Source organism: Micromonospora sp. NPDC049139, from assembly GCF_055586845.1.
The window spans coordinates 43,927-67,495 of sequence record NZ_JBVJHK010000012.1 but is presented as its reverse complement, the minus strand read 5'-3'; the positions used below and the strand labels follow the sequence as shown (position 1 = coordinate 67,495).

At 75.7% G+C, this 23,569-nt stretch carries 25 protein-coding genes and 1 pseudogene; 11 read left to right on the top strand and 15 right to left on the bottom strand.

The genetic code is table 11. From position 1 onward, the window contains the following. Entirely contained in the window at positions 1-1,269 is a 1,269-nt protein-coding gene (locus ACZ6Q9_RS20510; RefSeq protein ID WP_396829377.1) for a cupin domain-containing protein, read from the top strand. Positions 1,270-1,335: 66 nt separating this feature from the next. Here the strand turns inward: ACZ6Q9_RS20510 and ACZ6Q9_RS20505 are convergent, their stop codons facing one another. The 5 genes and pseudogenes from ACZ6Q9_RS20505 to ACZ6Q9_RS20485 form a co-directional block, all read right to left on the bottom strand. Continuing rightward, a complete protein-coding gene (locus tag ACZ6Q9_RS20505; RefSeq protein WP_396829376.1) occupies positions 1,336-2,001 on the bottom strand; it encodes a hypothetical protein in 666 nt (221 codons plus the stop codon). Beyond that, the gene (locus ACZ6Q9_RS20500; RefSeq protein ID WP_396829375.1) at positions 1,998-4,661 is read right to left on the bottom strand and encodes an FtsK/SpoIIIE domain-containing protein; all 2,664 of its coding nucleotides are present in this window, start codon (positions 4,659-4,661) and stop codon (positions 1,998-2,000) included. Before ACZ6Q9_RS20500 ends, ACZ6Q9_RS20505 begins: the two co-directional genes overlap by 4 nt. Positions 4,662-4,854: 193 nt before the next feature. Continuing rightward, positions 4,855-5,961, bottom strand: a pseudogene (locus ACZ6Q9_RS20495) (hypothetical protein); the annotation flags it as partial. A 9-nt stretch (positions 5,962-5,970) separates the two neighbouring features. Further along, entirely contained in the window at positions 5,971-6,231 is a 261-nt protein-coding gene (locus ACZ6Q9_RS20490) for a hypothetical protein (protein ID WP_089000636.1), read from the bottom strand. 124 nt (positions 6,232-6,355) lie between these two features. Then, positions 6,356-6,760, bottom strand: coding sequence for a hypothetical protein (locus ACZ6Q9_RS20485; RefSeq protein ID WP_396829373.1), 405 nt, complete (start codon positions 6,758-6,760; stop codon positions 6,356-6,358). A 214-nt stretch (positions 6,761-6,974) separates the two neighbouring features. On the opposite strand from ACZ6Q9_RS20485, the gene ACZ6Q9_RS20480 reads away from it, so the two are divergent. Genes ACZ6Q9_RS20480 through ACZ6Q9_RS20470 form a run of 3 tightly spaced genes read left to right on the top strand, consistent with a single transcriptional unit; the run spans position 6,975 to position 10,065 of the window. Further along, positions 6,975-9,530: an ATP-dependent Clp protease ATP-binding subunit gene (locus ACZ6Q9_RS20480; RefSeq protein WP_396829372.1), complete on the top strand. Its 2,556-nt coding sequence runs from the start codon at positions 6,975-6,977 to the stop codon at positions 9,528-9,530. A gap of 14 nt (positions 9,531-9,544) precedes the next feature. Continuing rightward, a complete protein-coding gene (locus tag ACZ6Q9_RS20475) occupies positions 9,545-9,715 on the top strand; it encodes a hypothetical protein (protein ID WP_350686336.1) in 171 nt (56 codons plus the stop codon). Next, complete coding sequence (locus ACZ6Q9_RS20470) at positions 9,715-10,065, top strand: DUF3140 domain-containing protein (RefSeq protein ID WP_350704392.1); 351 nt, start codon at positions 9,715-9,717, stop codon at positions 10,063-10,065. The genes ACZ6Q9_RS20475 and ACZ6Q9_RS20470 overlap by 1 nt, the downstream gene beginning before the upstream one ends. Before the next feature lie 69 nt (positions 10,066-10,134). On the opposite strand, the gene ACZ6Q9_RS20465 is transcribed toward ACZ6Q9_RS20470, so the two are convergent. The 3 genes from ACZ6Q9_RS20465 to ACZ6Q9_RS20455 all read right to left on the bottom strand — a co-directional run bounded on the left by ACZ6Q9_RS20465 (position 10,135) and on the right by ACZ6Q9_RS20455 (position 12,110). Continuing rightward, on the bottom strand, positions 10,135-10,377 hold the full coding sequence (locus ACZ6Q9_RS20465) for a hypothetical protein (protein ID WP_393262304.1): 243 nt from the start codon (positions 10,375-10,377) through the stop codon (positions 10,135-10,137). A gap of 19 nt (positions 10,378-10,396) precedes the next feature. After that, the gene (locus ACZ6Q9_RS20460; protein ID WP_393262302.1) at positions 10,397-11,392 is read right to left on the bottom strand and encodes a LysR family transcriptional regulator; all 996 of its coding nucleotides are present in this window, start codon (positions 11,390-11,392) and stop codon (positions 10,397-10,399) included. A 109-nt stretch (positions 11,393-11,501) separates the two neighbouring features. Continuing rightward, positions 11,502-12,110, bottom strand: coding sequence for a hemerythrin domain-containing protein (locus tag ACZ6Q9_RS20455; RefSeq protein WP_393449667.1), 609 nt, complete (start codon positions 12,108-12,110; stop codon positions 11,502-11,504). Between the two features lie 182 nt (positions 12,111-12,292). Between ACZ6Q9_RS20455 and ACZ6Q9_RS20450 the strand changes: the two genes are divergently transcribed. Continuing rightward, a complete protein-coding gene (locus ACZ6Q9_RS20450; RefSeq protein WP_393262296.1) occupies positions 12,293-13,621 on the top strand; it encodes a M20/M25/M40 family metallo-hydrolase in 1,329 nt (442 codons plus the stop codon). 62 nt (positions 13,622-13,683) lie between these two features. Then, positions 13,684-14,334 (top strand): hypothetical protein, encoded by a 651-nt coding sequence (locus ACZ6Q9_RS20445; RefSeq protein ID WP_396829458.1) that lies wholly within the window; start codon positions 13,684-13,686, stop codon positions 14,332-14,334. A 72-nt stretch (positions 14,335-14,406) separates the two neighbouring features. On the opposite strand, the gene ACZ6Q9_RS20440 is transcribed toward ACZ6Q9_RS20445, so the two are convergent. From ACZ6Q9_RS20440 to ACZ6Q9_RS20430, 3 genes are all read right to left on the bottom strand, one after another. Further along, entirely contained in the window at positions 14,407-14,598 is a 192-nt protein-coding gene (locus ACZ6Q9_RS20440) for a DUF5703 family protein (RefSeq protein WP_053655860.1), read from the bottom strand. Between the two features lie 181 nt (positions 14,599-14,779). Next, complete coding sequence (locus ACZ6Q9_RS20435) at positions 14,780-15,934, bottom strand: SseB family protein (RefSeq protein ID WP_396829371.1); 1,155 nt, start codon at positions 15,932-15,934, stop codon at positions 14,780-14,782. Beyond that, a complete protein-coding gene (locus tag ACZ6Q9_RS20430) occupies positions 15,931-16,401 on the bottom strand; it encodes a YbaB/EbfC family nucleoid-associated protein (protein ID WP_393262292.1) in 471 nt (156 codons plus the stop codon). Before ACZ6Q9_RS20430 ends, ACZ6Q9_RS20435 begins: the two co-directional genes overlap by 4 nt. Before the next feature lie 41 nt (positions 16,402-16,442). Here ACZ6Q9_RS20430 and ACZ6Q9_RS20425 point away from each other — a divergent pair, with 41 nt between their 5' ends. Both ACZ6Q9_RS20425 and ACZ6Q9_RS20420 read left to right on the top strand, forming a co-directional pair. Then, the gene (locus tag ACZ6Q9_RS20425) at positions 16,443-17,003 is read left to right on the top strand and encodes a hypothetical protein (protein WP_396829370.1); all 561 of its coding nucleotides are present in this window, start codon (positions 16,443-16,445) and stop codon (positions 17,001-17,003) included. 49 nt (positions 17,004-17,052) lie between these two features. Next, a complete protein-coding gene (locus ACZ6Q9_RS20420; RefSeq protein WP_396829369.1) occupies positions 17,053-17,955 on the top strand; it encodes a hypothetical protein in 903 nt (300 codons plus the stop codon). A gap of 153 nt (positions 17,956-18,108) precedes the next feature. Here the strand turns inward: ACZ6Q9_RS20420 and ACZ6Q9_RS20415 are convergent, their stop codons facing one another. The 3 genes from ACZ6Q9_RS20415 to ACZ6Q9_RS20405 form a co-directional block, all read right to left on the bottom strand. Next, the gene (locus ACZ6Q9_RS20415; RefSeq protein ID WP_396829368.1) at positions 18,109-18,522 is read right to left on the bottom strand and encodes an SRPBCC domain-containing protein; all 414 of its coding nucleotides are present in this window, start codon (positions 18,520-18,522) and stop codon (positions 18,109-18,111) included. Continuing rightward, positions 18,519-18,830 (bottom strand): ArsR/SmtB family transcription factor, encoded by a 312-nt coding sequence (locus ACZ6Q9_RS20410; protein WP_393262285.1) that lies wholly within the window; start codon positions 18,828-18,830, stop codon positions 18,519-18,521. The genes ACZ6Q9_RS20415 and ACZ6Q9_RS20410 overlap by 4 nt, the downstream gene beginning before the upstream one ends. A gap of 74 nt (positions 18,831-18,904) precedes the next feature. Beyond that, the gene (locus tag ACZ6Q9_RS20405) at positions 18,905-19,876 is read right to left on the bottom strand and encodes an aldo/keto reductase (RefSeq protein WP_357696938.1); all 972 of its coding nucleotides are present in this window, start codon (positions 19,874-19,876) and stop codon (positions 18,905-18,907) included. Positions 19,877-20,055: 179 nt separating this feature from the next. Here ACZ6Q9_RS20405 and ACZ6Q9_RS20400 point away from each other — a divergent pair, with 179 nt between their 5' ends. Then, entirely contained in the window at positions 20,056-21,108 is a 1,053-nt protein-coding gene (locus ACZ6Q9_RS20400; RefSeq protein ID WP_396829367.1) for an LLM class F420-dependent oxidoreductase, read from the top strand. Further along, positions 21,105-21,941, top strand: a complete 837-nt coding sequence (locus ACZ6Q9_RS20395) for an undecaprenyl-diphosphate phosphatase (protein WP_396829366.1) — start codon at positions 21,105-21,107, stop codon at positions 21,939-21,941. Before ACZ6Q9_RS20400 ends, ACZ6Q9_RS20395 begins: the two co-directional genes overlap by 4 nt. 92 nt (positions 21,942-22,033) lie before the next feature. Here ACZ6Q9_RS20395 and ACZ6Q9_RS20390 read toward each other — a convergent pair whose 3' ends face one another. Beyond that, positions 22,034-22,642: a helix-turn-helix domain-containing protein gene (locus ACZ6Q9_RS20390; RefSeq protein WP_396829365.1), complete on the bottom strand. Its 609-nt coding sequence runs from the start codon at positions 22,640-22,642 to the stop codon at positions 22,034-22,036. A gap of 121 nt (positions 22,643-22,763) precedes the next feature. Between ACZ6Q9_RS20390 and ACZ6Q9_RS20385 the strand changes: the two genes are divergently transcribed. Further along, entirely contained in the window at positions 22,764-23,477 is a 714-nt protein-coding gene (locus tag ACZ6Q9_RS20385; RefSeq protein ID WP_396829364.1) for a histidine phosphatase family protein, read from the top strand. Positions 23,478-23,569: the final 92 nt, after the last annotated feature.

Genomic DNA, 23,569 nt, shown 5'->3' with positions numbered 1-23,569 from the left:
GTGACCCACATCGTCCCGCCGGGCGGCCACGGCCGCCCGGCGGTTCCGTCCGCACCCACGACCGCGCTGGCCCGCTGCGTGTCGGTCGAGCCGGCGAAGTTCGCCGCCGCCCACTGGGGGCGCACGCCGCTGCTGTCCCGCGCCGACGAGCTGCCCAACCCCGCGGGGTTCGCCGACCTGCTCAGCCCCGCCGACGCCGACGAGCTGCTCAGCCGGCGCGGCCTGCGTACCCCGTTCCTGCGCATCGCCAAGGACGGCCAACTCGTCCCGGCGGCGCGCTTCACCGGCGGCGGCGGCGCCGGGGCCGAGATCGGCGACCAGGTCCTCGACGAGCGGGTCCTGGAGCTGTACGCCGGCGGCGCCACCCTGGTGCTGCAGGGCCTGCACCGCACCTGGCCGGCCCTGATCGACTTCGCCCGCGACCTCGGCGTCGCGGTCGGGCAGCCGCTTCAGGTCAACGCCTACCTGACCCCCGCCGGCAACCAGGGCTTCGCCACCCACTACGACACCCACGACGTCTTCGTCCTCCAGGTCGACGGCCGCAAGCACTGGCGGATCCACCCGCCCGTGCTGCCCGACCCGCTGGAGCAGCAGACCTGGGGCGGGCGGGCCGACGAGGTCGCCGCCACCGCCGACGGCCCGCCCGCGCTCGGCGTGGTGCTCGGCCCCGGCGACGCGCTCTACCTGCCCCGCGGCTGGCTGCACAGCGCGCAGGCGCAGGAGTCCAGCTCGCTGCACCTGACCGTCGGCGTCCGGGCACTGACCCGGTACGCCCTGGTCGAGGAACTGCTCGCCCTCGCGGCCGAGGACCAGCGGCTACGCGCCACGCTGCCGTTCGGCACCGACGTGGCCGACCCGGACGCGATCGAACCGGAGCTGACCGAGACCGTCGAGGCGCTGCGGGACTGGCTGCTGCGGGCCGACCCGGCGGCGGTGGCCGCCCGGCTGCGCCAGCGCGCCTGGCCGGCCGCCCGGCCGGCGCCGATCCGGCCCCTGGCCCAGGCAGCCGCGCTGGCCGCGCTGGACGCCGACACCCGGCTCGCCCCGCGCCCCGGCCTGCGCTGGCAGCTCGCCCCGCAGGGCGACCGGGTGGCGCTGCGCCTGTTCGACCGCACCATCACCCTGCCCGCGTCGTGCGCGCCGGCGGTGCGCGCCCTGCTCACCGGCGAGGCCACCCGGGTCGGCGACCTGCCGGGCCTCGACGACGACGCCGACCGGGTCACCCTGGCCCGCCGACTGCTCCGGGAGGCCGTCGTCGTCCCGGCCTGACGCCGCGCCCCGCCCGCGGGACGGACACCGGGCCTGCCCGCTGACGCCCACGCGACCGGCGCGGGGTCAGCGGGCGAGGGCGAGCAGCAGGACCGTGGTGAGCAGGCCGGCACCGAGGACCACGGCGACCGGGCGGGGGCCGAGCACCGCGTGCCGGCGGTCGGCCAGGGCCTTCGCCGGCACCAGGCCGACCAGCGGACCCAGCAGGGTCACCACCAGGGCCAGCACGGGCAGCCCGACCGCGAGTTCGCCGCCGTACCGGTCGCCCGCCGCCCGCGCCGCGCCGCCCAGGGCGTACGCGACCACGGCGCCGGCCACACCGCAGAGCGCCAGCAGCGGGTTCACCGAGCCCGGCAGGTCACCGGGCTGGCGGGTGCGGTTCAACAGGTCGCGTACGCCGTCCAGCAGCGACACCGGGTCCGCCGTGGCGCCCGGCGCCGGGGCCGGGGGCCCGCCCGCCCGACGGCCGCCCCCGCCGAGTCGCCCGCGCAGCTGCTGCCACAGGTGGGCGACCTCGGCGTCCACCCGCTCCTGCAGCTCCCGCGCCGCCACCAGCTCCCGCTCGGCGCGCGCGACCTCGGCCTCGGCCTCGGCGACCGCCCGTTCGGCGGCGGCACACTGCTGCGCGTACCAGGTGTGCGCCTCGGTCCGCTGGTCGCGCACCCGCGCCGTCAGCTCGGCCAGCCGCCGCAGCTGCGCCGCGTACGTCTCACTGGTCACGGGTTCGTTCATCGGGACGGTCCATAAGGGATGATCACCTGACCGGTGCGGTGCACCGCCCGGTCGAAGAAGAGCCCACGCCAGGGGCGGGGATACCAGTCCGGGCCGCCGGTGCCCGGATAGAGCGACGAGCCCAGTTCGCCGCCGTGCGCGTCCAGCGCCACCCAGGCGCCGATCTGGTCCGTCCGGGCCGCCGGCCCGCCCAGGTCGGCGCGCATCCGGGCGACACCCCGCCACCAGGCCAGCACGTGCGTACGCCGTTCCGGCCCGTCGTGCAGGATACGGCGCAGCTCCTCCAGCCCGGTACGCCGGCCGACCCGCGCCGCCAGCGCCCCGGCCGCCGCGTCGACCGCGAACAGCAGCAGGTAGTGCGGGATGCCCGGCGCGCCCAGCCCCTCGGCGGTCTCGGCCATCAGCTCCCCGACGGTCTCCTCGTCGTACCAGGCGGCGTCGTCGGCGAGGTCCTCGTAGAGGGAACGGGCGGCCGGGTCGGCGTCCGGGTCGAGGCAGGCGATGGAGAAGCGGGCCGTGCCGGGGCGGTGCTGCCGGGCCAGCGAGCGGGCCGCCGCGTCGAGCACCGCGCACGCCTCGTCCACCCGCGTGCCGAGCACCGCCAGGTTGCGCCCGGGGGCCCGGGGCAGCCGCAGCACCGCCGAACGGGCCTGCACGTCGATGATCTCGCCGAGCAGCGCGACCGGCGTCCGCGGGTGGCCCGCCTCCGGCGCGGTGAGCGCCCGGAAGTCCGGCGCGTCGGCGAGCCGGGGGATCGCGTCGCCGTCGAAGAGCCGGGCCGGGGCGGCGTCCTGAGGGCGCATCCGCCACAGCCGGTGCTGCAGCTCGCTCCACGTCTCCCAGTCGCTGGCCGACGGGATGCGGGCCACCTGGTTGCCCTCGGCCATGCCCGACTCGGCGTTGACGACCGCGTGGTGGCGGGGCAGCGACTGGGCGGCGTCGTTGCGTTCGGCGAGGATCCGCAGCGCCTTGGGCAGCGCGATGCGCAGCGTGAACTGGGCGACCAGGGCCGGCCGCCCCCAGAGCGCCTCGATGCCGCGCACGTCCTGCGAGGCGAGCACCAGGTGGATGCCCTGGGACCGGCCGCGCCGGGCCAGGTCCTCCAGCAGGTCGGCGGCCTCCCGGGCGACGACGTCGCGCCCGGCCAGCAGCATCTGGAACTCGTCGACCACCGCGACGATCCGCGGCCAGTGCCCCGTCGGGTCGACCGCGCGCAGCTCGGCGAGCTTGGTGACCTCGTGCTTCTTCGCGGCGTCGGCCCGCCGGCGCAGCTCCTCGGCGAGGAAGCGCAGCAGCGCCAGGCCGAACTCCCGGTCGGTGTTGACGTTGATCCCGACGAGCCGCATGTGCGGCAGCCAGCTCGGGTCGCGTCGGCCCTGGGCGAACCGGGCGAAGGAGACCCCCTCCTTGAAGTCCAGCAGGTAGAACTCCAACTCTGTGGGGGAGTAGCGGGCCGCCAGCGCGCCGATCCAGGCGAAGATCAGGTTCGTCTTGCCGGTGCCGGACGGGCCGCCGATCAGCGCGTGCGGCGGGTAGTCGCCCAGGGTGAGCAGGACCGGCCGGCCGTGCGGCCCCTCGCCGATCGGGGCGGTCAGCCCGGTCGCCGAATCCTCCCGCCACATCTGCTCCGGGGGCGGGAGCAGGTCGGTGAACGGGGTCGGGGCGGGGCCGGCGTTCACCCGCGCCGCCACGTCCCGGCAGGTCTCGGTGACCAGGGCCGCGGGCGGCGGCGGGTCCGACCTGACCGGCAGCCCACCGATCCGCGCGCCGTCGGGGTCGACCGTCACCCGGGTCACCGTGGGGTCGTCGGGCAGCGACACGCCCCGGACCACCAGGTGCACCCCGCAGGCCGCCCCGGTGCGCACCACCCGGTCGAGCTGGCCGCGCTCGTGCCGGGACAGCTCGTCCCCGCCGAGCAGCACCGCCACCCGCCACGGCTCCGGCCGGCGGCCGGTCGCGGCGGCCAGCTCGCGCAGCGAGCCGTGCTCCCCGGCCAGCACCGTCTCGTTGATCCGGCGGATCTGCTCCACCAGGTCGTCGAGCAGGCGGGCCAGCCCGCCCGGGCCGACGAAGGTGAGCAGCCCGGCGGTGCCGAGCGGGGCGAAGCCGGCCAGCCCGCCGCCCAGGTGCTCCGGGTCGTAGCCGATCAGCCGGACGGCGCCCGGGTCGGCCCGGCCGACGGCGCGCAGCAGCAGCGCCGACACCACCGCCTCGCCGCCGTCCCGGTCGTCCCCGGTCAGCTCCACGTGGCCGGCGTCCAGCAGCGGCACCAGCGCCGGCACCGGTTCCGCGCCCGGGATGCGGACCGTGCCGATCCGCAGCGCGCCGGGCGGCTCGGCCCGCCGCGCCGGGGTGGGGCGCCACCGCGCCCAGTCGGCGGACGCGGCGCCGGGGGCCTCCCGCCGCGCGGCGTCCGCCGCGCGCCGGGCCAGCTCGGCGATCCGCGCCGCGTGCCGGTCGTCGATGTCGGCCAGCCGGCGGTCCCGCTGCGCGCCCACCCGCTCCGGCACGACCGCCGCGGCCCGCCGTACCTTCGCCAGCCGCTCCCGGGCCGTGGTCAGCTCGGTCTGCGCCGTCGACAGCCGGGTCCGGGTCGCGCCGAGGGCCTCGCCGAGCATGCCCCGGACCCGGGTGACCAGCTGCGTCCGCCGGTCAGCCATCGACGCCCCGCGGCCGTGGCTCCCCGGCCCCGCCGGACACGGGCCGACCCGTCGGCGGGCTCGACCAGGCGCGACCGGCGCCGGGCCGGTCGGCGCCCGGCGCGCCCCGGCCGGCCGCCGGCCCGCCGGGTGTCCCCGCTCCGCCCGGTGCCGGCGGGTCGCCAGGGGCGGCCCGGCCGCCGCCCGCCGACTCGTTCCGCCGGGCGGCGGCCCGGTCCCGTACCGCGGCGGCCCGCTCGTGCGCCGAGGCCGCCCGGTCGGACGCCGCGGCGGCCCGCTTCCGGGCATCGGCCACCCGGTCCCGCGCGTCGGCGGCGCGCCGCTCCCACTCGGCGTCGGCGGCCCGGTCGCGCGCGGCGTCGGCCCGGCGGTCCCGCTCGGCGGCGGCCTGCCGCTCCCGGCCGGCCTCGGCCTGCCGCTCCCGGCCGGCCTCGGCCTGCCGGTCCCGCTCGCCCTCGACCGGCAGGTCCCGGCCGAGCCGGGCCAGCAGCACGCCGGTCAGCACCCCGGCGGTGACCGCGGGGTCGGCCGCGTGCGGCTGCTCCGCCTCGCCGCGCCGCGGCGGCGGCATCCGGCAGACCCGGGTCAGGAGGGTGTCCAGCACCGGCGCGGGCAGCCCGGGCAGCAGGTCCCGGACCCGGCCGTCCAGCTCACGGCGCAGTCGTCCCAGGTCGTCGGCGCGCGGCGGGTGCCCCAGCAGCTCTCCGGCCAGGTCGCGCAGCAGCGGCGGCGCCAGCGCGGCCAGACCGAGGCCGACGTCGGCGTGCGCGCGGCGCAGCTCGCGGTGCAGCCGGTCCCGGTCGCCGGCCCGGACCCCGCCCACCACCCGGCGCAGCAGCTCCCGGGCGTCGCCGACCCGCTCGTCGGGCTCGTCCGGCGGCCCCTCCCGGCCGCCGGTCAGCTCGGCCACCCGCACCGACCACCAGCGGCGCAGCTTCACTTCGCCGGCCGGCTCGGGCGCCGGGGCGACCGGGGCCGCCTCGCGCGGCGCGTCGTGTGCCGGCCGGCGCTGCTGCTGCTCCGGCCCGGGCGGCGGCGCGCCGTCGGGGCCCAGCCCGATCGCCGCCAGGTACGCCGACAGCTGCTCCTGCGCGACGCGCAGCGCGTAGCCGGCGGTCTCGGCGTGCTCGGTGGCGGCGGACAGCTCCGGCACACCCATCGGGTCGGCCGACTCCTGGCGCACCCAGCGCAGCCGCTCGGCGGCCAGCCCGAACTTCTCCAACGCCAGGGCGAGCTGGGCGAGCGGCAGGTCCTCGGCGGCGGCGCGGACCTGCCCGCCGATGTCCTCGACGATGGACACGGCCCGGCCTCAGAGCGTCGCGACGTAGAGCTGCGCCTGCTCGACCGCGACGAGTGTCGCGGCGAGGCACTCCTCCAGCTCCTGGCTGGCCTGGGTCAGCGAGGACTGGGCCGCCTCGACCGTCTCGTGCCCGCTGCCCTCCAGCGCGCCGGCCAGTGTCTGCTGCGCCTCGGCCAGCTTCTCGCCGGCCGCCTGCACGGCGCTCTGGCCGTCGCCGATCTGTTGGAGCGCGACATCGATGGCTGCCTTGAGCTCGGCGACGCTCGCCACGGCGAAACCTCCTGGGGGCGGGGAGGCCTCCATTAGAGCCTATCGGTTGCGGTGAGAGAACATCCGCCCTGTCAGTGTTCCTGCCCCGCTGACCGGTTGTCGACCGGAAGCACCGTGAGTCCGATTAACGGGACTCGTCGGAGGGCTCGGTCCGGTCCCGCAACCAGCGCGGGCCGTACACCTCGGCGCCCAGTGCCGCGACCCGTTCCCGCAGCTCACGGTCGGCGGTGACGACCAGCCAGCGGCGCTCCGGCGTGCCGGCGACCAGCTCGACCACGGCGTCGTCCCCGGACCCCGCCGCGGCGACCACCCGGACCCCGGCCGCGCCCGGCACGTCCCGCGCCCGGCCCTCCACCACCAGCAGCACCTCCACCGGGGCCGGCAGGTCCGGGGGCAGCCCGTCGTCGGCCACCCGGGCCAGCGAGTCGCGCAGCCGGGCGGTGGCGCCCGCGCGGTCCCGCCACCAGCCGTCCGGGCGGGAACCCACCACGTTGGCGGCGTCCACGATCAGCAGCGGCGTCGGTTCCATGCCGCCAGCCTGCCACCCCGCCCCCGCCGCCGACAGGTGTAAGGAAGGGACCCTTCCTCTACCCCAGGCGTTAACAGGGGGCCCTTCCTTACACGCCCCGCCTGCGCCAGCGTGCCGGGCGTACGCGGGTCGCCTCGGCGGGCGGCGGCGTTTGTCGGGCCGACCGCCGGGTAGCCCCTGGCGACCGTGCCGCGCCCGAGCAGCGGAGGAAGACATGATGGGACCCGGTGACTTCGGCTCCGACCCCTGGGACGAGTTCCTGGCTCGGTACTTCGGCCGGGGCGAGGGTGGGCGCCGACCCGCGCACCGGGTCGACATCACCCGGCTGATGACCGCCGACGCCCGGGAGATGCTGGCCGACGCGGCCCGGCGGGCCGCCCAGCGGCAGAGCACCGACCTGGACACCGACCACCTGCTGTGGGCGGCGCTGCAACGCGAGCCGCTGCGCGACCTGGTCCGCCGCGCCGGCGCCGACCCGGACACCCTGCTCAACGCGCTCGGCGGGCGCGGCGACGGCGCGCCCCGGGGCGAGGTGCCGCCGAACCTGTCGCTGACGCCGGCGGCGAAGCGGGCGCTGCTCGACGCCCACCAGTTGTCCCGGGCGATGGGCGCGAACTACATCGGCCCCGAGCACATCCTGATGGCGTTGCCGCTGAACCCGGAGTCGCCCGCCGGCCGGATGCTCGCCGCCGGCCGGATCCAGCCCGAGTCGTTGCAGGCGGCCAGCGCCGAGCGCGGGCCGATGGCCGGTCCGAAGCCGGACCGCGGCACCCCCACCCTGGACCAGTACGGCCAGGACCTCACCGACCTGGCCCGCAACGACCAGATCGACCCGGTGATCGGCCGGGCCGACGAGATCGAGCAGGCCGTCGAGATCCTGTCCCGGCGGACGAAGAACAACCCGGTGCTGATCGGCGAGGCGGGCGTCGGCAAGACCGCGATCGTGGAGGGCCTCGCCGAGCGGATCTGCGACGGCGACGTGCCGCAGACGCTGCTCGGCAAGCGGGTGGTCCAGCTCGACCTCGCCGGGCTGGTCGCCGGTACCCGCTACCGGGGCGACTTCGAGGAGCGGCTGAAGAAGGTGATCGACGAGATCCGCGCGCACCGCGAGGAGCTGATCGTCTTCCTGGACGAGATCCACACCCTGGTCGGCGCGGGTGGGGCGGGCAGCGAGGGCGGCATGGACGCGTCCAACATGCTCAAGCCCGCGCTGGCCCGGGGCGAGCTGCGGGTGATCGGCGCGACCACCCTGGACGAGTACCGCAAGAGCATCGAGAAGGACGCCGCGCTGGCCCGCCGGTTCCAGCCGGTCTTCGTGCCGGAGCCCAGCGTGGAGGACACCGTGGCGATCCTGCGTGGCCTGCGGGACCGCTACGAGGCGCACCACCAGGTGCGGTTCACCGACGAGGCGCTGGTCGCCGCGGCCGAGCTGTCCGACCGGTACGTCACCGACCGGTACCTGCCGGACAAGGCGATCGACCTGATCGACCAGGCCGGCGCCCGGGTCCGGCTGCGCACCCGCACGCCGGCCTCCGACGTGCGCGAGCTGGAGACGCAGCTCGACGACGTACGCCGGGACAAGGAGCAGGCCGTCGCCGACGAGCAGTACGAGAAGGCGTCCACCCTGCGCGACCGGCTCGCCGAGCTGGAGGAGCAGATCCGCCGCGCCCGGGGCGACGAGGGCGCCACCTCGCAGGTGCCGGCGGTGGGGCCGCGGGAGATCGCCGAGGTGGTCTCCCGGGCCACCGGCATCCCGGTCAACCAGCTCACCGAGGAGGAACGCGACCGGCTGCTGCGCCTGGAGGGTTATTTGCACGAGAAGGTGGTCGGCCAGGACGACGCGGTCACTGCGGTCGCCGAGGCGGTCCGCCGCTCGCGGACGGGGCTGGCCGACCCGGAACGGCCGATGGGCAGCTTCCTGTTCCTGGGGCCGACCGGCGTCGGCAAGACGGAGCTGGCCCGGGCCCTCGCGGAGGCGCTCTTCGGCGAGGCCGACCGGATGGTCCGGGTGGACATGAGCGAGTTCCAGGAGCGGCACACGGTGAGCCGGCTCGTCGGCGCCCCGCCCGGGTACGTCGGCTACGAGGAGGCCGGCCAGCTCACCGAGGCGGTGCGCCGCCGCCCGTACGCGGTGGTGCTGCTCGACGAGATCGAGAAGGCCCACCCGGACGTGTTCAACATCCTGCTCCAGGTGCTCGACGACGGTCGGCTCACCGACAGCCAGGGACGTACGGTCAACTTCAAGAACACCGTCCTGATCATGACGAGCAACCTCGGCTCGGAGCTGATCACCGGCACCCAGCGCGCGGTCGGGTTCGGCACCGGCGCGCCGGGCACCGACGCCGAGCGCGAGGAGCTGCGCGAGCGGCTGATGCGCCGGCTCCAGGAGAACTTCCGGCCGGAGTTCCTCAACCGCATCGACGAGGTGATCATCTTCCGCCGGCTGGAGGCCGAGCAGCTGCGCCAGATCACCGAGCTGATGCTGGAGGAGACCCGCCGCCGCCTGCACGCCCAGGACATCGAGGTCGACTTCACCACCGCCGGCATCGACTGGCTCGCCGAGCACGGCTACCAGCCGGAGTTCGGCGCGCGGCCGCTGCGCCGGGTCATCCAGCGGGAGGTGGACAACCACCTCTCCCGGATGCTGCTGGAATCGGCCATCTCGCCCGGCCAGAAGGTCGTCGTCGACGCCCGCGACGGCCGACTCGCCTTCGACGTGACCGCCGGCGAGCGCGGATACACCGCGGCCAGCACGTCCCATCCCCGATGACCCGGAGGGCGGACATGACCGAACCCGAGGAGACCCAGGAAGAGACCGACCGCACCGATCCGATCCTGGCGCCGCCGACGGCGAACCCCGCCCGGGTGCAGGTGCCGCCGGAGGGCCTGGGTCAGCAGCAGGGCGACGAGCCGGAGCCGGCGGCGTCCGACCGTCGCCGTCGAGAGGAGGGCTGATGGTACGCGAGCAGCGGCTCGATCCCGAGGTGGAGGTGCTCTGGGACGACTTCCACGCCCAGGTGAACGTCCCGTCGGAGAAGCTGCGGCAGTGGCTGCTCACCCGCGGCTCCGGGGAGGAGGCGTTCGGGCCGAACCCGGACCTCGACCTGCCCGCGCTGGGCCGGGAGATCCTCAAGGTGCTCACCAAGCGCAAGGTCGACCTCACCCCGGAGGACATCAAGGTGATGCAGGACGCGATCGACGAGATCGAGAACCTGCTGGAGGCCAAGCCGGACCGCGGCAACGCCGACGACGAGTGGCGGCACTCGCTGCTCGACCTGGGCCACGACGTCCTCGTCGAACGCTGAACCGTCCCCGTCGACACGCGGGCCGGCGCGCCCCGGGAACACCTCCCGGGCGCCGCCGGCCCCGTGTGCTCAGCCCTGGTCGCTCTCCAGGCTGCCGATCGTCAGGCCCGCGGCGTCGGCCGCCGCCTCCCGGTCGGCGCGCGCCCGCTCCTCCCGGGTGAGCAGGGTGGCGTACTCCGTGATGTCCGCCGGGTCGGGCACCTCGGGCAGGCGGCGCAGGAAGGCCTCCACGTCGCGGGCGGCGGACGTGTGCGCGGCGGCCGCCTGCCGGAGGATCTCCCGGTCGTCGGCGGCGGGGTAGAGATCGGTCATGCCCGCCAGATACCCGACATCACGCCGTTCGCACCCGGTCCGTCCCGGCGGCCGTCAGCCCCTGCGCCCCGAAGCCCGGGTTGCGCAGCAGCCAGGACAGGTATTCCGGATGTGCCGCCAGCGAGTCGGTGTACGCGGCCAGCGCGGTCTCCAGCACCACCTCGGCGTCCCGGGCGGCGGGGGAGTCGGGGTGCCACCCGAGCATCAGCCGCCAGCGCAGCGGGGTCCCGGCCAGCATCCGGGTGACCAGCCCGGCGACCGGACGGAAGGTCGCCTGGCACAGTGCCACCGCCTCGCCGGAGTCGACCATGTCGATGCACACGCGCACGTCGGCCTCGTACAGCTTGCGGGGGGTGAAGCCGGCGCGGGCGCAGGCGGCGGCGAAGCAGTCCCCGAAGCAGCCATCGCCGGGCGCGGCGACCCACTGCTCGCGGCGTAGGTCGGCCAGGGGCACCTCGGCCCGGCCGGCCAGCGGGTGCTGCTCGGGCAGCATGACGAGCACCGGGTCGACGGCCACCTCCCGCCAGCTCAACCCGTACTCGGCCGGCGGGGCGGCATCGCCGCACACCCCGATCAGCGCGAAGTCCAGCCGGCCGCCCGCGACCAGGTGGGTCAGCTCCTCCGCCGACCAGGAGGCGTGGGTGGTGATCTGGGCCGGCGGGGGATCGGCGGCGAGCCGGTGCACCAGCCGACCGAGGATCGGGCTGTTCACCCCGCCGAACCGGTAGCGCCGGGGGGCATCCCCGGCACCGGCCAGCCGGGCCGCCTCGTCCTGCAGGCCCTTCATGGCCGGCAGCAGCACCCGGGCCCGGGCGAGGACCAGCTCGCCGAGGACGGTGGGCCGGGCGCCGCGACGGTCCCGTTCGAACAGCGGCCCGCCCAGTGTCCGCTCGATGCGCTGGAGCTGGGCGGTGAGCGCCGGCTGGGCCAGGCCGAGCGCCGAGGCCGCCTTGGTCACGCTCCCCGTCTCCGCGATCGCGCAGACCACCCTCAGGTGACGCAGCTCCAGATTCATAGAGTGACGGTATGACCCCGCAGCGGCTGGCGGAAGGCCCTGAACGTATCAACACCTTCCGATGTGTGCCGGGCCGGTGGCCGGGGCGCCCGGCGGGGAAGCCGGCGGCTCAGCTCGACGGCGGCTCGGCCAGGTCGGCGAGGTAGGTGGGGCGGCCGGTGACGGCGTCGCGCACCTTGTCGACCACGCCCACCGCCGGCTCGACGACCCGGTTCCAGGGCGGGGTCGCCGGCGTGCCCGGGTGCGGTCGGGTCGGGGCCGCCTCCTCGGCGATCTCCAGCCGGTTGCCCAGGCGGATCAGCTCCTCGGGGCTGGCCACCTCGCGCAGCGCCGCCACCAGGGCGCCGACCTCCTCGACGTGGCGGCGGACCCGTGCGTCGACCTCGGCCAGCCCGTCGTCGGCGAGCCCGCCCAGGGCGGTCAGCAGGGCCGTGTCGTCGGCGAGCACCCGGTCCACCCGGTCGGCGGCGTCGGGCAGCGCGGCCCGGACCGTGGGCAGCAGGTACTGCTCCTCGGCGGACAGGTGCCGGGACAGCGCCGCCGTCAGCACCTCCCACCCGCGTTCCGGTGCGGGCTCGGCGTCGGCGTCGGTGAGCCGGCGCAGCAGCTCCCGCAGTTGCCGGTGCTCGGCGTCGACGATGTCGGCGATGCTGCGCCCGCCCGGCCGGAAGGTCTCGTCCTCTCCGGTGGGCGGCAGCGGCGGCAGGGGAACGGTCATGGTGCCCTCCTCGGGCGGCGGGCGGAGCACGTGGTGGGGTGCGGTCGCGACCGGCGGTACCCGACCACGCCGGCGGCGAAACCGGGCGGCGGTACGCGCCCGCCCCGGCGGCCCCACCCCGCCGCGCCACAGGGGCGGGACGGGGCGACCGGAGCGGACCGGTCGGCTGGTATGAAGAAGCGATGACGAGCGACCCCGCCTCCGCCCTTCCCGACCCCACCGACGAGGTCGTCGGCCTGTGCCGCGACCTCCTGCGGATCGACACCACCAACACCGGGGACAACGACACCAGCGTCGGCGAACGCGTCGCCGCCGAGTACGTGGCGGAGAAGCTGGCCGAGGTGGGCGTCGAGTCCGCCATCCACGAGTCGGCGCCGGGCCGCGCCAACCTGGTCGCCCGCATCCCGGGCACCAACCCGAGCCGCGGCGCCCTGCTGGTGCACGGCCACCTCGACGTGGTCCCCGCCGACGCCGACGAGTGGTCGGTACACCCGTTCTCCGGGGAGCTGCGCGACGGCTACCTGTGGGGCCGCGGCGCGATCGACATGAAGGACTTCGACGCGATGGTGCTGGCCGTGGTGCGGCACTGGCAGCGCACCGGGGTGCGCCCGCCGCGCGACATCGTGCTCGCGTACACCGCCGACGAGGAGGCCGGCAGCGACTACGGCGCACACTTCCTCGTCCAGCGGCACCGCGATCTCCTCGACGGCTGCACCGAGGCCATCGGCGAGGTCGGCGGCTTCTCCTACTCGGTCAACGACGAGCAGCGGCTCTACCTGATCGAGACGGCCGAGAAGGGCATCGACTGGCTGCGCCTGCGCGCCAAGGGCCGGCCCGGGCACGGCTCGATGGTGCACGACGACAACGCCGTCACCGCGCTCGCCGAGGCGGTGGCCCGGGTCGGCCGGCACCGCTTCCCCGTGGTGGTGACCGACACCGTCCGGGCCTTCCTGGAGGAGGTCTCCGACCTGCTCGGGATCGAACTCGACCCGGAGGACCCGGAGACCGCCATCGCCAAGCTGGGGCCGATCGCCAACATCATCGGCGCGACGATCCGCAACACCGCCAACCCGACCCGGCTCGCCGCCGGCTACAAGGACAACGTCATCCCCGGCCGGGCCACCGCCACCATCGACTGCCGCAGCCTTCCCGGGCAGTCGGAGCTGCTGGAGCGGCAGCTGCGCGAGCTGGTCGGCCCGGACATCGTCATCGAGTACATCCAGCGCCAGCCCGCGCTGGAGACGACGTTCGACGGCGACCTGGTCGACGCGATGTCGGCGGCGCTGCGCGCGGAGGACCCGGGGGCCCGGCCGGTGCCGTACATGCTCTCCGGCGGCACCGACGCCAAGGCGTTCTCCCAGCTCGGCATCCGATGCTTCGGCTTCGCGCCGCTGCGGCTGCCCGCCGACCTGAACTTCTCCGCGCTGTTCCACGGCATCGACGAGCGCGTTCCGGTGGACGGACTACAGTTCGGCGTGCGGGTTCTCGACCGGTTCCTCCGCACCTGCTAGCCCCCGTCCGGAACGCCAGTGTTCCGCCGGGGAACCTCCCCATCGTGAAGGGACTGACCCACATGACCGACCAGCACGGTGAGCTGGACGCCGCCCTCGAGCGCGTGATCGATGCGGCCCGCCACCACCTGGCCGCCGTCCGAGCCGCGCAGGGCCGCGTCGACGACGACGACGTCTGGCAGGCGTACGTCGCCCTGAACAACGCCTCCTTCGCGTACGACGAGCAACTCCTGGACGCCTTCGGCGAGGTCACCCCCTGGGACGTCGAGTCGATCGACCCGGACGAGGCCGACGAGCGCTTCGGCGGGGAGGGCGTGGAGCCCACCGACCCGCACCCGCGGGTCATCTCGGTGCGCCAGCGGCGCGACTACCGGGTGCCGAGCGTGTCGGCGCTGATCCGGGTGGCCGAGGCGGCCCGCCGGGAGGGCACCCCGGCCGACGACGAGCCGGCACCCGTCGAGGGAGTCGGTGAGGCGGTGCTGGAGCTGCTCCAGAGCGGCGACGGCTCACTCGGCGCGCTGGACGTGCCGGAGCTGGAACCGCTGGACGGTGTGGTGATGGTCAGCGAGGTCGGCACCCCGGTGGACCTGGAGTCCTTCGACGACGACGACCCGGTCGGCCCGTTCCAGCCGGCGCCCGACGACCGGCTGGTGGGCCGGCTCGACGAGCACCCGTTCCTGGAGCTCTACGACGAGCACGACCACGCCCACTAGGGCGGCGACGCCCCGGGGCCCGGCGGTTCGGCCGGCCCCGGGGCGTCCGCGTACCGGCGGTGCCGCCGGTGATCAGTACGACAGGCCCGGCTGCGGCTGGTTGACCCGTCGGCGGCGCAGCACCACCTGGCGCGTGCCGTCGCGGAACAGCCGCACCCGGGCCAACTCCCACCCGGAGAACTCCGCCTGGATCGCCAACTGCGCCGCGGCGGTCAACCGGTCGACGTTCGGCGGCAACCGCAGCGGCGCGTACTCGTAGTCCATGAGCCCTATGCTGCCCAGCCCGGCGGCCGTCCGCCACCCCCTCGCCGGTGACCCGCGCCGCCGTCCGACGCCCGGGTGTGAGGTGGCCCACCCCGGGCCGGGGCCCGTCGTCGCCCCCGCACCGGGCCGGTCCACCCGACGTCGGCCGGTCCCGACACCTCCTAGTCGAGCGGCGCGCTGTCTAGTCGAGGGGCGCGCCGTCGACGGGCGGGTTCGCCGCCAGCAGGGCGGCCAGCGCCGGCGGTGCCAGCAGCAGCGTCCGCGGGGTGCCGGCGTCCACCGCCAGCCCCCACGCCGGCTCCGGCCAGTCGGCGAGCAGGTCCGCGCAGGGCATCGCGACAAACGGCACGCCCGAGCCGGCGAACGCGGCCAGGGCGTCCGGCGTGGTGAATACGGGCAGCAGCGGCGCGCCGGCCGCGTCGGCGACAACCGTCCAGGGCACGTCGCGGTCCGGGCCCGGCTCCGCCGCCAGCGGTACGCACACCATCGAGGCGGCCAGGACGCCGAGGTACGCCGGCAGGTCGCGCCGCGCGACGGCGTCGCCGAGAAGGTCCTGCACCGTCCGGCCGCCCTCCGCCGACCCGCCCCCGACGGTCGGCCCGGACCCGGTGAGGGCCGACCGGTCCCGGTCGTCGGCGGTCAGCCCGGTTCCGCTCGCGGCGGTCGGGAACAACCCGGCTCCTTCGTCGGCATGCGGTCCGGTCCCGGTCGCGGCGGCCCTGCCCGGCTCGTCCGGGGCGTCGGCGGTGGGCGCGGTGCCGTCGGCGGGCCGGTGGGCCGAGGTAGCGGCCGGTCCGCTTCGCTCCGGCCGGTCCCCGGCGGGCGGCTGCGGGACGGCCGGAACGGGCGGGGGCGGCGGTGCGGCGGGCGGGGCCACGGGCACGGCCGGGCCGGCGGGCGGCCGGGGGGCCGGCGCCGCCACCGGCCGGACGGGCGGCGCGGCCACCTGGGGCCGGGGTCGCGGCGAGCGCGGCAGCGTCGGCCTCGGCCGCACCCGGGGGCCGGTGGGCGGGAGGATCTGGCAGGACAGCGCGTCGGGTTCCGTGGTCAGCACGGCGGCAGCGGTCCGTGCCACGAACCCGCTCCACCAACGCAGGCCCTCGGGGGTGCGCGGCGTTTCGTGCCACCAGTCGCCGGCGCCCCGCGGCGCCTGCCAGCCGAGCTCCGCGAGGTGCCGCTCGTCGTAGGCCGGGCAGATTCCCCGGACCCGGTTCCGGCGCACCATGAGGTGCAGCCGGCGGGGACCGGCGGCGAGTTCAAGGTCGGTGTCGTGGTCGCAGCGGGACAGCGTGTCGTGCAGCCGGGCGACGACGTCGGGCCAGCCCAGCGAGGTCATGCCGTCGGCCCCGGGAGGCGCCCGTCGAGCCGCCCGAGCCGCCCCATGGCCTCCTCCAGCCGGCCCAGCGAGGCGAAGTCGCCGGGGGTGCCGAAGATTTCGCCCAGGCCCGCGCCGAGCGTGACGTCGAGGCCCTCGGTGCGCTCGCCGAGCTGCTCCGCCGCCGCCGTGCGGGCCTGCCGGTACGCCGCCAGCACCATCGCCGCGAGGTCCTCCGTGCCCACGCCCAGCGCGGTCGGCGCGAGGCTCAGGTCGGTCAGTTCGCCGGTGGCGTCGACGGTCGCGGACACCAGTCCACTGTCGTCGGTCGCGGTGCCGCTCAGCCCGTCCAGGTCGTCGCTGAGGCCGGCGAAGCGGCGTTCGATGTCGGCGAGCCGTCCGGCGAGGGCGTCGAACGCGGACAGCAGGTCGGACACGAGAACCTCCCGGACGCGGCGCCGGTCCGGGGTGGCGACCGGCAGCCCCATGATCGTATCGTCGTCCCGCCGGGCGACGGGGGAGGAACGGCATGGCGGACGTCGACGTCGACGTGCAGGCGGTACGGCGACTGGAAGCGGCGGCGAAACAGGTGGCCGCCTCGCTGACCGCACTGGAGAGCCGGATCGCGTCCGCGGGCGACGTTCCCGACGGGGCGTTCGGGCACCTGCCGTTCGTCAGCGACCTGCTCCGCGAGAAGTACGCCGAGCAGGTCAGCGGCGGCACCGGCCAGAAGTACGCCGACAAGCGCCGCGCCGCCGGCGACCCCGACAAGTGGTTCCACAAGTTCACGGATCCGGCGAAGGGCAGCTGGAAGCTCGGCAAGCCGGGCACGCCGTTCGACATGAGCACCTTCGAGCGCGTCGGGGCGCTGCGGGCGCACGGCATGGCCGACGGGGCGCGGATGATCGGCCGGGACTTCGTCTCCAACCTGCCGTGGAACGTCCCGAACGCGGTGGTGCACGGCGCGACCTGGGGCACCGTCGCGGTGGTCTCGGGGCTGTTTGTGCCCGGCACGGACCAGCTCGACGACAAGATCGACGGGGCGGTCGCGGGCGGCGCCGAGTGGATCGACCCGAATGTCTTCGGGTAGCCGGCGGAGCAACCAGCCGGCCGGTGAGGGCCGATCGAGGAGGTGGGGCGTGACCGGCGCCCGGCGTCGACTCGGCCGACTGACCGACGCGGTGCTCGGCGGGGCGCGGGCCGCCCGCGACAAGGCCCGCGAGCTGCGCGACGAGTTCCGCACCAGCGACGAGCCGGAGCGCGCCCTGGTCGCGCCGCTGCTGCCCGGCGAGGAGATCCGCTACGTCGGCCTGGCGCCGGTGCGGGCGCCCGAGAACCACCGGGCGGGCGGCCATCTCGCCGACCGGGTGAACGCCGAGCTGGCCGAGGCGCTCGACCCGCGCGCGCTGTTCGGGCTGCTCCACATCGTCAACCCGGTCGCGTGGGTCGACGCCGTGATGACGCCCGTGCGGGTCGTCGCGGGCGTCCTGCTGCTGCCGGGCAGGGCGGCCGTCCTCGCGGCGAGCAGCCCGGAGGCGGCCGAGGCGGACGAGCCGGGCCCGGCCGCCGAGCCCCGGCAGCCGCTGCCGCTCACCGCCGAACAGGAGGCGTTCCGGGCGCTGTTCCGGCTCAGCCGCTACCGGCCGCTGGCCGACCAGCTCGCGGAGATCGCCTATCGGCGGCGGTACGTCTTCAGCGGCGACCTCGCCACGCTCGCCGGCAGCCTGCTGCTGTTCCTGGAGCGCTACACCGGCACCCCGCTCGCCGTCACCGACACCCACCTGTACCTGCTGCGGATGGGCCGCCGCCCCGACCCCGACCGGGAGGACCGCCGCCGCCCCCAGGTGCTGTGGAGCGTGGACCGGGGGCGCATCGCCCGGATCGACTCCGACCACGGCGCCGCCCGCCTCGCGCAGTTCCCGTCCACCATCGTGTTCGACGACGGCTCCTGGATCCGGATCGTCAACCCGGCCACCCGCGACGACCAGGCGCGCTTCCTCGCGGCCGTACGCGACATCCCGGGTCGGCGCCCCACGGCCTGAGCCGGCGGCGTCCGCCGCAGCGGCGCGGACGCCGGTGTCCCGTCTCGCATGGAACGGAGGCGGACCGCGACCGAACCCGTGCCACGGCCACCGGGCGTGCCACCGGCGCCCCGAGCCGTGTCGGCCTCCGCCCCGGCGTGCCCTGACGGAACCTCAGTCGGTGGGTCGGCAGGCGGTCCGTGCGAGCTGCGGCAGCACCTTGTCCCGCCACCCGGGCCCCATCCGGTCGAAGGCGTTCCGTTCGGACTTCTGGTCGAGCTCGAACCCGCTGTGCTCGAACAACAGGCGCGTGCCGTTGCCCTCCGCGACCAGACGCCAGGTCAGTGTCCAGCTCTCGTTGAAGGTGTAGACGAGCTTCTCCTCGGGGACGACCTCGACGACTTCGCAGGCCACCGCTCCCCAGCCGGGCATCTGGAGGTGGAAGCGGTGCCCGAGGACGGCGGCGATGTCGCCGGGCACCCACCAGCGGGCGAGCAGCTCGGGTTCGGTGAGCGTGCGCCAGACCTTGCTCGGCGGGGCGGCGACGAACTGGTCGACGGCGATGCTGTCGGTGTTGGTCGCGGTCACTTGTCCTCCTCGGCGACGTCGGCGAGCGAGCGCAGTCGCTGGCGCCAGAATCGTTCGAACGGGTGGAGCCAGTCGCCGACCTGGGCGAGCGGCTCCGCGGTGAGGTGGTAGTGCCGTTGCCGGCCGCTGGGCTCGTCGTGCACCAGCGCGGCACGCCGCAGCACCTGCAGGTGCTCGGCGACCGCGGGCCGGCTCAGGTCGAACTGGCTGGCCAGGTCGCCGGCCGTACGGGGCCCCTCGGCGAGCAGCTGCAGGAGTCTGCGGCGGACCGGGCTCGCCAGCGCGAGGAACACGTCGTCGTCAGGCACCACCAGAAGTTATGTCGGGGATTGCCGACATGTCAAGGATTTCCGACACGTTGGCGCCGTCGCGGCGGGGCAGGTCAGCCGTCGCGCTCGGGGTAGCCGACCGGTACGGCCGACACGTCGTCCAGCGCGGTGATGATCTCCTCCGGCAGCGTCATCCGCTCGACCTGGAGCGCGCCGAGCAACTGCCCGACTGTCCGCGCGCCGAGGATCGGGGCCACCACCCCGGGCCGGTCGCGGATCCAGGCCAGCGCCACCTCCAGCGGCGAGACCCCCAGCCCGCCGGCCGCGGTGGCGACCGCCTCCACGATGCTGGAGCAGCGCGGCTCCAGGTAGGTGGCGACGAACCGCTCGAAGTGCGGCGAGGCCGCCCGCGAGTCGGCGGGGCGGCCGTGCCGGTACTTGCCGGTGAGCACCCCGCGGCCCAGCGGCGACCAGGGCAGCACCCCCAGCCCGAGGGCCTCGCACGCGGGCAGCACCTCCCGCTCCACGCCCCGCTCCAGCAGCGAGTACTCCACCTGCGCGGCCACCACCGGGGCGCGGCCCGGCCAGGCGGCCTGCCAGGCGGCCGCCCGCGCGGTCTGCCAACCGGAGAAGTTCGACACCCCGGCGTAGCGGACCCGGCCGCTGGCCACCGCGTGGTCCAGCGCCGCGAGGGTCTCCTCCAGCGGGGTGTCGGGGTCGTAGCCGTGCACCTGGAACAGGTCGACGTGGTCGGTGTTGAGGCGGCGCAGCGAGGCGTCCAACGTCCGCAGCAGGTGCCCCCGGGAGCCGTCGCGGCGCCGGCCGCTGCCCGGCCGCAGTCCCGCCTTGGTGGCGATCAGCAGTTCCTCGCGCGGCACCAGGGTGCCCAGCAGCGACCCGATGACCGACTCGGCGTCGCCGTCGCCGTAGACGTCGGCGGTGTCGATCAGGTTGCCGCCCGCGTCGAGGTAACTCTTCAGCTGGGCGGCCGCATCGTCGGCGTCGGTGTCCCGGCCCCACGTCATGGTGCCGAGCGCGAGCCGCGAAACCGCCAGCCCGCTTCGGCCGAGCGGTCGCTGTTGCATGGGTGAACCTTATTTCGAACCGGGCCGCGCGGACATCCTCGCTCCCGTCAAGTCTGCCGGGCGCGTCGTGTTTCCGACCGCTCGGGTCGCCCCCCCGGTTGCGGTGAGCCGGTGATCGGGGCGTTCTCCCGCATTGCGTAACCTGATGCGACCTGTGGTGCGGATGGGGGAGGACCTTAGTGCGACTCGGGCTCAGCCTCGGATACCAGACGGCGTGGAGCACGCCGGCCGATCACCTGGCTCTCGCCCAGGAGGCGGACCGGCTCGGCTACTCGGTGGTGTGGGCGGCGGAGGCCTACGGCTCCGACTCGCCGAGCATGCTCGCCTGGCTGGCGGGGCAGACGGAGCGGATCGACGTGGGCAGCGCGGTGATGCAGATCCCCGCCCGCACCCCGGCGATGACCGCGATGACTGCGGCCACCATCGACGCGCTCTCCGGCGGCCGGTTCCGGCTCGGGCTGGGGGTGTCCGGTCCGCAGGTCTCCGAGGGCTGGCACGGGGTGCGGTTCGGCAAGCCGCTGGCGCGGACCCGCGAGTTCGTGGACATCGTGAAGCTGGCCGTCGCCCGCAAGGAGGTCGCGTACGACGGTGAGTTCTACACGCTGCCGCTGCCGGACGGGCCCGGCAAGGCGCTGCGCCTCGGCTTCCACCCGCCGCGCGGACACATCCCGATCTACCTCGCCGCGGTCGGCCCGAAGAACCTGGAGCTGGCCGGGGAGATCGCCGACGGCTGGCTCGCCGTCTTCTACGCCCCCGAGTTCGCCGAGGAGCAGCTCGCGTCGGTCCGGGCCGGGCGGGCGAAGGCCGGCAAGGAACTCGCCGGCTTCGACGTGGTCCCGTCCGTGCCGGTGGTGGTCGGCGACGACGTCGCGTCCTGCGCCGAGCTGGTCCGCTTCTACGCGGCCCTCTACGTGGGCGGCATGGGTAGCCGGCAGCAGAACTTCTACAACCAGCTCGCCACCCGGATGGGTTACGGCGACGCCGCCCGCGAGGTGCAGGACCTCTACCTGGCCAAGCGGCAGCGTGACGCCGCCGCGGCGGTGCCGATGGAGTTCATCGACCGGACCTCGCTGCTGGGCCCGAAGGAGCGCATCGCCGAGCGGATGCGCGAGTACGCGGCCGCCGGCGTCACCACCCTGTCGGTGACCCTGTTCGCGGCGGACCGGGACAGCGGCGTGCAGACGCTGCGTACCGTCGCCGAGGCGCTGGAGCTCTCGGGAGTCGGCGAGTGACCTGGGTCGAGGCCATCGTCCTGGGCATCGTCCAGGGACTGACCGAGTTCCTGCCGGTCAGCTCGTCGGGGCACCTGCGGATCACCTCGGCGATCTTCTTCGACCGCGACGCCGGGGCGTCGTTCACCGCGGTCACCCAGTTGGGCACCGAGGCGGCGGTGCTGATCTACTTCGCCAAGGACATCTGGCGGATCACCCGGACGTGGCTGGTCGGCATCCGGGACAAGTCGGTCCGCTCCAGCCTCGACTACCGGATGGGCTGGTACGTGATCGTCGGCTCGATCCCGATCGGGCTGTTCGGCTTCCTGTTCAAGGACCAGATCCGCACCGCCGGCCGCAACCTCTGGGTGGTGTCCACCACGCTGATCGTCTTCGCGTTCGTGCTGGCGTTCGCCGAGTACTGGGGCCGGCAGACGCGCACGCTGGAGAACTTCCGGATGCGCGACGGCGTGGTGATGGGCTTCGCCCAGGCGATGGCGCTGATCCCCGGCGTGTCCCGCTCCGGCGGCACACTCACCGCCGGGCTGCTGCTCAACCTCACCCGGGAGGCGGCGGCGCGCTACTCGTTCCTGCTGGCCATCCCGGCGGTGGTGATGTCCGGGATCTTCAGCGTCGGCGACGTCTTCGAGCCGGCGGCCCCCGGCACCTCGGTGCCGAGCGTCGCCCAGATGGTCGTGGCCACGATCATCGCCTTCGGCGTCGGGTACGCGGCCATCGCCTGGCTGCTGCGCTACGTCGCGCACCACACCCTGTACGTCTTCGTGCTGTACCGGGTCGCGCTGGGCACCCTGGTGCTCGCCCTGCTGATGACCGGCACCATCAGCGCCACCTGACCCGCCCCGCAGCCCCGCCGGCCCCCGCCTCCGCCCCGTGCGGACGGGGGCCGGCCCGGGTCCGGGGCGGGCCGTGCAGACCGTCGGCGGGGTCAGCGCCCGTCCCGTTCCTCCGAGGGGGTGGCCCTGGGACGGGCGCGCAGGTGCGCCCGCTCGCCCTGCGTGCCGAACAGGCTGAGGAACTCGACCGGCTCGGCGTCGGCGGCCCCGAACCAGTGCGGCACCCGGGTGTCGAACTCGGCCGCCTCGCCGGGGGAGAGCACCAGGTCCCGCTCGCCGAGGACGAGCCGCAGCCGCCCGTTGAGGACGTAGAGCCACTCGTAGCCCTCGTGGGTCTGCGGATCGGGCTCCCGGCGGGAGCTGCTGGCCGGGATCACGAGCTTGTACGCCTGGATGCCGCCGGCCCGGCGGGTCAGGGGCAGCATCGTCATGCCGTGCCGGGTGACGGGCCGCAGGTGGATGCGCGGGTCGCCGGTGGGCGGAGCGCCGACCAGCTCGTCGAGCGTGACGCCGTGGGCCCGGGCCAGGGGGAGCAGCAGTTCGAGGGTCGGCCGGCGGGAGCCGGACTCCAGCCGGGACAGCGTGCTCACCGAGATGCCGGTCGCCCCCGACAGGTCGGCCAGCGTGGTCGCGCGCTGCCGGCGCAGCGCGCGCAGCCGGGGTCCCACCGCGCCGAGCGCCTGGTCGAGATCGTCGTCCATGCCGCCAGTTTGCCAGCCCGGCAACAATACTTGCCTGCATGGTCGGTGCGGGGCCGGATGCGGCGGCCACGACGGACGCCGCGTACGCCCGCCGCCGGGCGCAGGATCATAGGGTGTCACCGTGGCGACCCTTCTGCTTCTGCGACACGGCCGGACGACCGCGAACGCGGACGGCGGGCTGGCCGGCCGCCAGCCGGTCGAGCTGGACGACACCGGCCGGGCCCAGGCCGCCGCGGTGGGCGAGCGGCTGCGGCCGGTGCCGCTGGCGGCGGTGGTGACCAGCCCGCTCATCCGCTGCCGGCAGACCCTGGAGCTGGCGTTGCCCGGGGCCACCCCGACGGTGGAGGAGGGCCTGACCGAGTGCGGCTACGGCACCTGGGAGGGACAGCCGCTCAAGAAGCTGGCCAAGGAGCCGCTCTGGCCGGTGGTCCAGCAGCACCCGAGCGCGGCGGTCTTCCCGGAGGGGGAGGCGATGGCGACGATGGCGGCGCGGGCGGTCGCCGCGGTGCGCTCGTGGGACGCCCGGGTCACCGCGGAGCACGGCCCGGAGGCGGTGTGGCTGGCGTGCAGCCACGGCGACGTGATCAAGGCCATCGTGGCCGACGCGCTCGGCGTGCACCTGGACCTGTTCCAGCGGATCGTGGCCGATCCGGCGTCGGTGACGGCGATCCGCTACACCCCGCTGCGGCCGTTCCTGGTGCGGCTCAACGACACCGGCGGCGACCTGGCCGCCCTGGTGCCGCCGCCGCCCAGGCGACGCCGCCGGGCGGCCCGGGCCGCCGGCGCGGCCGACTCCGACGCGGCGGTGGGCGGCGGCGCGGGGGCAGGCCGGTGACGGCCCGGCGGCGGCCCACCGCCACGCCCGGGCCCGGCCGCCGCCCAGCCGGGCGCGGCGGGCGCGCGGCGATTCGCGTCGGTGGGGTACGC

Excerpts from the sequence above, each read along its gene's own strand:
- ACZ6Q9_RS20505 (WP_396829376.1), bottom strand. The coding sequence starts at position 2,001 with ATGAACGAACCCGTGACCAGTGAGACGTACGCGGCGCAGCTGCGGCGG.
- ACZ6Q9_RS20500 (WP_396829375.1), bottom strand. The coding sequence starts at position 4,661 with ATGGCTGACCGGCGGACGCAGCTGGTCACCCGGGTCCGGGGCATGCTC.
- ACZ6Q9_RS20485 (WP_396829373.1), bottom strand. The coding sequence starts at position 6,760 with ATGGAACCGACGCCGCTGCTGATCGTGGACGCCGCCAACGTGGTGGGT.
- ACZ6Q9_RS20480 (WP_396829372.1), top strand. The coding sequence starts at position 6,975 with ATGATGGGACCCGGTGACTTCGGCTCCGACCCCTGGGACGAGTTCCTG.
- ACZ6Q9_RS20475 (WP_350686336.1), top strand. The coding sequence starts at position 9,545 with ATGACCGAACCCGAGGAGACCCAGGAAGAGACCGACCGCACCGATCCG.
- ACZ6Q9_RS20470 (WP_350704392.1), top strand. The coding sequence starts at position 9,715 with ATGGTACGCGAGCAGCGGCTCGATCCCGAGGTGGAGGTGCTCTGGGAC.
- ACZ6Q9_RS20465 (WP_393262304.1), bottom strand. The coding sequence starts at position 10,377 with ATGACCGATCTCTACCCCGCCGCCGACGACCGGGAGATCCTCCGGCAG.
- ACZ6Q9_RS20460 (WP_393262302.1), bottom strand. The coding sequence starts at position 11,392 with ATGAATCTGGAGCTGCGTCACCTGAGGGTGGTCTGCGCGATCGCGGAG.
- ACZ6Q9_RS20455 (WP_393449667.1), bottom strand. The coding sequence starts at position 12,110 with ATGACCGTTCCCCTGCCGCCGCTGCCGCCCACCGGAGAGGACGAGACC.
- ACZ6Q9_RS20450 (WP_393262296.1), top strand. The coding sequence starts at position 12,293 with ATGACGAGCGACCCCGCCTCCGCCCTTCCCGACCCCACCGACGAGGTC.
- ACZ6Q9_RS20445 (WP_396829458.1), top strand. The coding sequence starts at position 13,684 with ATGACCGACCAGCACGGTGAGCTGGACGCCGCCCTCGAGCGCGTGATC.
- ACZ6Q9_RS20440 (WP_053655860.1), bottom strand. The coding sequence starts at position 14,598 with ATGGACTACGAGTACGCGCCGCTGCGGTTGCCGCCGAACGTCGACCGG.
- ACZ6Q9_RS20435 (WP_396829371.1), bottom strand. The coding sequence starts at position 15,934 with ATGACCTCGCTGGGCTGGCCCGACGTCGTCGCCCGGCTGCACGACACG.
- ACZ6Q9_RS20430 (WP_393262292.1), bottom strand. The coding sequence starts at position 16,401 with ATGGGGCTGCCGGTCGCCACCCCGGACCGGCGCCGCGTCCGGGAGGTT.
- ACZ6Q9_RS20425 (WP_396829370.1), top strand. The coding sequence starts at position 16,443 with ATGGCGGACGTCGACGTCGACGTGCAGGCGGTACGGCGACTGGAAGCG.
- ACZ6Q9_RS20405 (WP_357696938.1), bottom strand. The coding sequence starts at position 19,876 with ATGCAACAGCGACCGCTCGGCCGAAGCGGGCTGGCGGTTTCGCGGCTC.
- ACZ6Q9_RS20390 (WP_396829365.1), bottom strand. The coding sequence starts at position 22,642 with ATGGACGACGATCTCGACCAGGCGCTCGGCGCGGTGGGACCCCGGCTG.